Annotated in this window: 8 protein-coding genes; 5 read left to right on the top strand and 3 right to left on the bottom strand. The window is 64.5% G+C overall.

The annotated features are described in order from the left end of the window. Window positions 1-181 precede the first annotated feature (181 nt). Window positions 182-1,216, bottom strand: a complete 1,035-nt coding sequence (locus V6M39_RS07230) for an extracellular catalytic domain type 1 short-chain-length polyhydroxyalkanoate depolymerase (RefSeq protein WP_332643117.1) — start codon at window positions 1,214-1,216, stop codon at window positions 182-184. A gap of 39 nt (window positions 1,217-1,255) precedes the next feature. Here V6M39_RS07230 and V6M39_RS07225 point away from each other — a divergent pair, with 39 nt between their 5' ends. The 5 genes from V6M39_RS07225 to V6M39_RS07205 all read left to right on the top strand — a co-directional run bounded on the left by V6M39_RS07225 (window position 1,256) and on the right by V6M39_RS07205 (window position 5,032). Further along, a complete protein-coding gene (locus V6M39_RS07225) occupies window positions 1,256-1,864 on the top strand; it encodes a TetR/AcrR family transcriptional regulator (protein ID WP_332643116.1) in 609 nt (202 codons plus the stop codon). Window positions 1,865-1,983: 119 nt separating this feature from the next. After that, window positions 1,984-3,279: a citrate synthase gene (locus V6M39_RS07220; RefSeq protein ID WP_332643115.1), complete on the top strand. Its 1,296-nt coding sequence runs from the start codon at window positions 1,984-1,986 to the stop codon at window positions 3,277-3,279. A gap of 26 nt (window positions 3,280-3,305) precedes the next feature. Further along, window positions 3,306-4,097, top strand: coding sequence for a tRNA pseudouridine(38-40) synthase TruA (gene truA, locus V6M39_RS07215; RefSeq protein ID WP_332643114.1), 792 nt, complete (start codon window positions 3,306-3,308; stop codon window positions 4,095-4,097). Then, complete coding sequence (locus V6M39_RS07210) at window positions 4,094-4,423, top strand: MmcQ/YjbR family DNA-binding protein (RefSeq protein ID WP_332643113.1); 330 nt, start codon at window positions 4,094-4,096, stop codon at window positions 4,421-4,423. Before truA ends, V6M39_RS07210 begins: the two co-directional genes overlap by 4 nt. Before the next feature lie 21 nt (window positions 4,424-4,444). Next, window positions 4,445-5,032 carry a class I SAM-dependent methyltransferase gene (locus tag V6M39_RS07205; RefSeq protein ID WP_332643112.1) on the top strand — a complete coding sequence of 196 codons (588 nt, stop codon included), beginning with the start codon at window positions 4,445-4,447 and terminating at the stop codon, window positions 5,030-5,032. Here the strand turns inward: V6M39_RS07205 and V6M39_RS07200 are convergent. Together V6M39_RS07200 and V6M39_RS07195 are read right to left on the bottom strand one after the other, a co-directional pair. Continuing rightward, the gene (locus tag V6M39_RS07200; protein ID WP_332643111.1) at window positions 5,029-7,416 is read right to left on the bottom strand and encodes a S8 family serine peptidase; all 2,388 of its coding nucleotides are present in this window, start codon (window positions 7,414-7,416) and stop codon (window positions 5,029-5,031) included. The two genes, V6M39_RS07205 and V6M39_RS07200, sit on opposite strands and share 4 nt — an antisense overlap. 248 nt (window positions 7,417-7,664) lie before the next feature. After that, window positions 7,665-8,046 (bottom strand): bL17 family ribosomal protein (locus V6M39_RS07195; RefSeq protein WP_332643110.1); only part of this gene is annotated, 382 nt, incomplete at its 5' end.

Genomic DNA, 8,046 nt, shown 5'->3' with positions numbered 1-8,046 from the left:
CTTGGGGCTGAACGTGCGCACGGCGTGACCTTCTCGTTCTTGGATTGAGTCTTGATTCGATGTTTCGGCGGTCGATCCCACGGCATCAGCCAGTGGAGACACAACACCCAAGGTTAACTGCCGAGACGTACTTGGGTCAAAACGGGGCTGGACGCTGCGCCCAGAGGCGCGACGCTCGACCCTACGCGCACGGTTGCGAGGCACCAGACTTGGTGAAGCGCTCGAAGAACGACCAAATGACCTCAGCACCATTCGGTCCCTTGGGATCTGTGAAGCTCTTGTATTTCGGGTCGGTCGTCCCACCGGGCCAGAAGTGGTTCATGCCGTGGATGAGCCAGCGCTCACCGATCACACAATCGGCTGGGTCGAGATAGGTCGACACGGTTGATGGGTAGTCGCCAGGAGCCGCAGGCGCGATCTCACGAATCGAGTTCGGGGTCAACGAGATCGGAGAGGTCTGACTGTTGCCGAGAACAAGATTGTTGGTGCGCAGTCCTTGGTCAAGCGCCTTGTTGACACAGGCGGGCGGTACGCCCTGGTCCGCGTCGCCGCCCATCGCGAGCCGCGGGATGACTCGCGCTCGCTTGCCCATCTGCAGATGCGCCAGCTCGGCCAGCAACGTGACAGGAACCACGGACGGCACCCCGAGACATGTCCCGTCGGCGTAGGCGCCGCCTGCGTTGATCGCAACCGCCGCGTACAGCTCGGGGTACGTCGCCGCCATGATCGAGGTCATGAACGCGCCTGCCGACATACCGGCGATGTAGACCCGCTCGGGGTCGACGGACCACTCGGTCATGACTCGCTGGGTCATCGTGGCAATGGCGTACGGATCGCTCAGGCCGCGGTTCCACGTTGTCGGGAGGGGGAACTGCCAGCAGTTGCGAAGCGGCCCAGGCTGGTTCGCCTCAACGGGATTGACGTCCGGATAGAGGACGATGAACCCTTCGCGATCGGCGACCTGATCTATCAGACTGGCGTTCTGCTGCTGCTCGGCCGAGGTCTGGCAACCGTGGACCATCACGACCAGCGGAACCTTCGCACCCGGCTGATAGGACGCCGGCACATAGACCCTGTAGGGGTACTTGGACAGGCTCTGACCCACCGATCCGGTCGACGTCGTTCCATCGGTTCCCTCGGCGGACAGCGCCGGCGCAGGGACCAACGCAAGCACGAGCGCGATCACGGCGCTCAGCCGCAGCAAAGATGGATGCACATGTGCATCTTTCCACGTTTCGGGCTGTACCGTCGAGATATGACGACATCCGAGGTCGCCTCACGACGGCCAAGCACCCAGGCCGAACGACGTGCCGCAACCCGAGCTGCATTGCTCGACGCAACCATCACGTGCTTGGTCGAGCACGGCTACACCAGAACGACGACGGGACGCATCGCCGAGGCGGCAGGGGTGTCTCGTGGCGCGCAGCTCCGCTATTTCCGCAATCGCGCCGACATGGTGACTGCGGCCGTCAGCCGTCTTGCCACCCTGCGGGTCGAGTCGTTCATCGAATCGATCGGATCCGGCCCCACCTCAGCCGAAGCAAGCATTGACGCTCTTTGGGAGGGGCACCAGGGCCCGTTGTTCGACGCGACGCTCGAGCTCTGGGTCGCGGCGCGGACTGATCCTGAGCTACGTGAGAGCTTGATCGGCGTCGAGCGCAACGTGGCGACCGCGATCCTCGCAGCAGCCCGCACCAGCCTGCCCGAGAGCTCGAGTCGCGACGGATTCTCCGACGACATGATTCATGTGCTGGCAACGATGCGCGGGCTGGCCCTGCTGCGCCTGAGCAGCGGCACAGGGCCTCGCCCCTTAACCGATCTGTGGCCCCACATCCGCGCCCAACTGATCGCTCTGCTGTCCTGATACGTCCAGACCCGCCAGAGCGCGACTTCTGCGGCGGCACTAAGTTAGGAGAGCGTTGCACCACCCCGCGACGCCGCATTCTCTTGAAACAACAGAGCACACGTCACAGGAGACCCATCGTGACCGACAACCAAACCCTGACCGTACGCGACAACCGTACGGGCGAGGAGTACGAGCTTCCGATCACCGACGGCACCGTACGGGCTGCCGACTTCAACAAGATCGGCAAAGGCGAGGACACCCCCGGTCTCGCGGTCTATGACCCCGGCTTCCTCAACACCGCCTCGACCCGCAGCGCCGTGACGTTCATCGACGGCGACAAGGGCATCCTCGAGTACCGCGGCTACCCCATCGAGCAGCTCGCAGAGAACTCGACGTTCCTCGAGGTGGCCTACCTGCTGATCCACGGCGAGCTGCCCACCCAGGAGCAGCACGAGAAGTGGGTGCACGAGATCACGTTCCACACATTCGTGCACGAGAACCTCAAGTCACAGCTGCAGGGCTTCCGCTACGACGCGCACCCCATGGGCATGCTGCTGTCGAGCGTCGGCGCGCTGTCCACGTTCTACCCCGAGGCCCGCAACATCCACGACCCGAAGGTCCGCCACGACCAGGTCGTACGCCTGATCGCCAAGATGCCGACCCTCGGCGCCTGGTCGTTCCGCCACGCGCAGGGCAAGCCGTACGTCTACCCCGACAACGACCTCTCCTACACGGAGAACTTCCTGTCGATGCTCTTCAAGATGAGCGAGCAGAAGTACAACCCCGACCCGCGCCTGGCCAAGGCCCTCGAGGTGCTCTTCATCCTGCACGCCGATCACGAGCAGAACTGCTCGACCAACGCCGTACGCGCGGTCGGCTCCTCGCAGGTCGACCCCTACTCCGCGGTCAGCTCCGGCGTTGCCGCGCTGTACGGACCGCTGCACGGCGGCGCCAACGAGGCTGTGCTCAAAATGCTCAAGCGCATCGGCACGCCCGACAAGATTCCCGCGTTCATCGAGGGCGTCAAGAAGGGTGACGAGAAGCTCATGGGCTTCGGTCACCGCGTCTACAAGAACTTCGACCCGCGCGCGACGATCATCAAGAAGGCCGTCGACGACGTCTTCGAGGTCACTGGCGTCAACCCGCTGCTGGAGATCGCCCAGGAGCTGGAGCGCATCGCGCTGGAGGACGACTACTTCATCAGCCGCAAGCTCTACCCGAATGTCGACTTCTACTCCGGTCTGATTTACGAGGCACTGCAGTTCCCGCCCGAGATGTTCACCGTGCTGTTCGCCATCCCTCGTACGGCCGGCTGGCTCGCCCAGTGGCTCGAGCTGGTGGACGACAAGGAGCAGAAGATCGCCCGGCCGAAGCAGATCTACACCGGCGACCGTCAGCTCGAGTTCGTTCCCGCAGAGAAGCGCTGGGCTTAGCTCCAGTCCCCGATAGCGTGACCCGTATGCGTCTGCGGCTCGATCTCTCCTACGACGGCGCCAACTTCAAGGGATGGGGCGTCCAACCCGGTCTGCGCACGGTCCAGGGCACGATCGAGACCGCGATCGCGACCATCCTCCGTATGCCCGAGAATCCCTCGTTGACGTGTGCAGGACGCACTGACGCGGGCGTTCACGCACGTGGTCAGGTGGCTCACGTCGACCTCGACAAGGTTGACCCAGTCGCGCTCGAGCGACGCCTGCGACGGCTCCTGCCTGACGACATCATCCTCAGAGACCTCAGCGTCGCCGCCGACGGGTTCGATGCCCGGTTTGCGGCGCTCGAGCGCCGCTACATCTACCGAATCACCGACTCCCTCAGTGGACCCGATCCGTTGGAGCGGGGCTCGGTCGTACGGTGGCAACGTCACCTCGACGTCGACGCCATGAACTCAGCGGCAACCCACCTGCTCGGCCACCACGACTTCGCAGCGTTCTGCAAGAAACGCAAGGGCGCAACGACGATCCGTACGCTGCTCGACCTTCACACCGTCCGCAATGACTCGATGCTCGAGACCACAGTGCGGGCCGACGCGTTCTGTCACTCGATGGTTCGGTCGCTCATGGGCGTACTCGTCGCAGTGGGCGAAGGCCGCTTCGAACCGACCTGGGCCGGCGAAGTCCTCGCTCACGCCGAACGCAACGCGCGCGTGACGGTCCTGCCGCCGCACGGACTGGTGCTCGAGGAAGTCATCTACCCCGACGCGGCTGGCCTGGCCGTCCGGGCCGAGGAAGCCCGCAGGCGGCGTGACGAATGAAGTGGGAAGAGGTCGTCGCGCTCGCTACGGAGCTGCCCGAGGTCGAGGAGTCGACGTCGTACGGCACACCGGCACTCAAGGTCGCCGGCAAGCTCATGGGCCGCCTGCGTACCGACTCAGACGGCTCATTCGCGCTCAAGACCTCAGACAAGGAGGCGTTGGTCGCAGGCGGCGACCCCGCCTACTTCACGACTCCGCACTATGACGGCTACAACTACATCCTGATCAACCTCGACCTCGCCGACGCCGATGAAGTGGCTGAACTCATCGATGATGCGTGGCACATTGCTGCTCCCGCCAAGGTTCGCAAGCAGCGCGACCCATGAGCGTGCTGAAAGACTGACGCGGTGACGGATCACTACTTCAGCGGGCAGCCATCCTCCGACGACCGGCGACGCGAGATCACGACCCGCATCTGGGACCGCGAGATGACGTTCACCACCTCGAGTGGCGTCTTCGCCCAAGATGGCCTCGACAAGGCCACTGCCGTCTTCCTGCAGCACAGCGCGCCTCCCAGCGGCGGCACGATCCTCGACCTTGGTTGCGGCTGGGGACCCATCGCCTGCGCGATCGCGACTGCAGCTCCGGAGGCCACGGTCTGGGCCGTCGACACGAATGAGCGAGCCCTCGACCTGACGCGTACGAACGCCGAACGCCTCGGAGTCACCGTGTACGCCGCGCTGCCAGACGAGGTGCCCGCCGACGTCGTGTTCGACGAGATCTGGTCTAACCCGCCGATCCGCATCGGCAAAGCGGCTCTCCACGAGCTGATGCTCACCTGGCTTCCGCGCCTGGCACCCGACGGTTCGGCCCGCCTGGTCGTCGCCAAGAACCTTGGCGCCGACTCACTGCAGGGATGGCTGAACGCTCAAGGCTGGCCAACCGAACGGTTGGCCAGCCTCAAGGGTTTCAGGATCCTGCGAGTGACTCGCTAGTAGACCTTGAGCGTCTTGCTCGTCGACGTCTTTCCAAGCACGAAGCTGTTGCCGTAGTACTTGACCTTGATCGTGTAGGTGCCCCGCCTCGTGATCTTCGGAAGGTAGACCGTCCGCGCACCGTTGTGCGATGCCAACATCGAGAACGTGTAGATCCGTGTCGAACCCTTGAAGACCTTGACCGTGCCGGTGATCTGGTTGGCCGGAACACCCGGGGCGGCGATCTGCACGGTCAGCTTGGCCTTACTCGACGTGCTGACCTTCGTCGGAAGGGTCCAAGCGATCGATGACGTTGCCTTGGCGACGGTAACCACCGTGGGAACCGACGAAGCAGGGGCAACCGGGTCCACATATGCAGCGCGGATCGTGTTGGACCCGATCGCCCAGCTGGTGCCCGGAACGTCGATTGTTGCCACACCGAGCTCGTCGGTGACCCCAGAGCCGAGCACTGTCGAACCCCGACGCAGCTCGACAGTGCCACCGGCCTCGACGCCGCCGACGGTCACCGTGGCCGTCGAGGTTTCTCCATACTTCGCTGTGGCGGGCAATCCGGTCAGCGTGACGTCAGGACCGTCGGGAACGACAACTGTCTCCGGTGAGGTCGCGGTGACCGGGGCGAACACACCTGTCGCCGGCGAGACACGCACCGAGAGTCGGTGGTCGACGTCGTCTGGGCTCACCAGATAACTCGTGGTGGTCGCGCCAGGGATCGGTGCATCGTCGCGCAGCCACTGGTACTTGAGCGACGTCGGCAGCGCGTTCCAGGTGCCAGGAGCCGCGGTCAGCGGTTCACCAACAGCGATATCGCCGCTGATCGACGCTCCGCTAATCGGAACCGGAAGCTTGCTCAGGTTGATGATTCCCTTGCCGCACAGTGACGTCGTGCACGGCTTGAACCGGCTCGATGCCCATTTGGTCGGGAACGCCAGCACTGCGGCCTTGAGCGCCGCTTCCGTCTCGACTGGGGTGAACTCGCCGAGCGACTTGATCAGCGCCGCGCTCGCAGACACCACGGGTGCCGCCATACTCGTGCCGATGTATTCGTCATACCAAGGGGTATTCGGCGTACCAGCGCCGACGTTGCTTGCGGACATGATGCCGCGGTCGTCCCAGTAGAGGTCGCCGCCGGGTGCCGAGATGTCCACGGCGGATCCGTAGTTGGAATAGACGCTCTTCGTGCCGCTTGCGTTGCGGTAGCCCGCCCGGTCGCCGTACTCGCTTGTCGCGCCGACCGCGATCACGCCGGGGCAGGTGGCAGGAAGCGCGGGGTGGGTGCTGAGACTCCAGCCCTCGTTGCCGGCCGCTGCGACTACCACTGCTCCCTGCGCTCTGGCAGCTGCGATCGCCTCGACGTATGCGGGCGTCGCTGTCTGACACGAAAGGAAGTCGTCGTCAGCATCAACGGCGTAGCCACCCAGCGACAGGTTGATGACGTCGGCCGGGTTGGGGTTGAGCGGTACGCCGCCTACCGCGAGGCCCGCTGACCACCTGATGCCAGCGATGATGTCTTCGGTCGTTCCTCCGCACATGCCCAGAACTCGCACCGGGAGAATGCTGACCGATGGCGCTACTCCGACGATGCCCTGCGAGTTGTCCCTCTCCGCACCAAGGATTCCGGCCACATGTGTGCCGTGCCAGGAGCTGGTTTCCGACGGAGCGTCTTCGTAGCAGTAGTCGGCCGACGTCCAGTCGCCCTCATCCTGGGGATTGGAATCCCATCCATTGCCGTCTCGACCGGTGTCCTCGGTGAAGTCTCCGTCGGTGTACTGGCTGACGAAGTCATAGCCGGGCAGGATGCGGCCGCTCGCATTGACGCCGTTCCACCCCGGGAGCTCAGGGTGAACAGTGATGCCGGTGTCGATCACGGCGACGACCTGATCGGCGCCCGTTGTCGTCTGCCAGGCGTACGGCGCGCGCGAGCTGTAGCCGCCCGTACCGAATTGGTTGGACGAACCCATGATCGCCTTGACTCGCGTGTCGTACTTCGAACGCTTGTCCCACACGGCGCGGACCCTGTCCTGAACGAAGTATGTGTCGTTGGTCGGCACGGGCGAATCTGCTGACTTGGTCATGATGTAGTTCGGGGCCGCCCATACGACGTCGCTGCGGCCACGGAGCTCAGCAGCGACAGCTTCGGCCTCAGCGCCTGTCATGCGTCGAGACGTCGGAAGCGCCGTGGTCCGACCGCCGATCGCGCTCTTGCGTGCCTTGCCCAGGTCGACTCCCCGGGGCAGTGCTGACTCGGCAGCCCTGACCAGGCCGGCACTCGCGGCGGTCGTGGTCGTCTTGACAAGCACACCAGCGGCCATCGAAGGGCTCGCCTTCGCCGCTCGCGGTTGGGCGGGCTTCTCGGCGGCAGAAGCGCCGACAGCAAGGGTGCTCATGGCGAGTGCGCTCACGAGGCCAGCGGTCAGTGAGCGTCGAATCAGCGACATTGTGGGTATCCCGAGACTTGGCGCGACCACTCCCTTGGGTCCGCGCGACGCTGAATCGTATCAACGGATGAGGATCAAGAAAGCCGAAAGCGACAATGCATCGTGTGCACCAGGTGATGACGCCGACGAGGTGGTCCGGACGGACACCCAGAAGGCCCGCCACCTTGCGGTGACGGGCCTTCTGAACGACTGCTTGCCTACTTGGCGTCGTCCTCGGCGGCTTCCTCTGCAGGAGCCTCCTCGGTGACCTCAGCCTCAGCAACGGGCGCTTCGGTCTCGAGGACCTCTTCGGCCGGAGCCTCGGTGACGACATCGTCAGCGACAGGTGCCTCATCGACGACGTCAGCCTCGACAACCTCAGCCTCGTCGGCCGGAGCCTCGACGGGTGCTGCAGCCTTCGGCTCAGCCTTGGGCTTCTTGGGAGCCTGGTTCTGAGCAGCGAACGTCTTGGCTTCAACGATCTCGATGACGGCCATGGGGGCGTTGTCGCCCTTGCGCGGCGCGACCTTCGTGATGCGCGTGTAGCCGCCGGGACGGGTCGCCATGGCGGGACCGATCTCGGTGAACAGCGTGTGCAGG

It is taken from the genome of Aeromicrobium sp., from assembly GCF_036675695.1.
GTDB lineage: Bacteria > Actinomycetota > Actinomycetes > Propionibacteriales > Nocardioidaceae > Aeromicrobium.
Note: the sequence above shows the minus strand (reverse complement) of the source record. Positions and strands in the feature narration are given on the sequence as shown.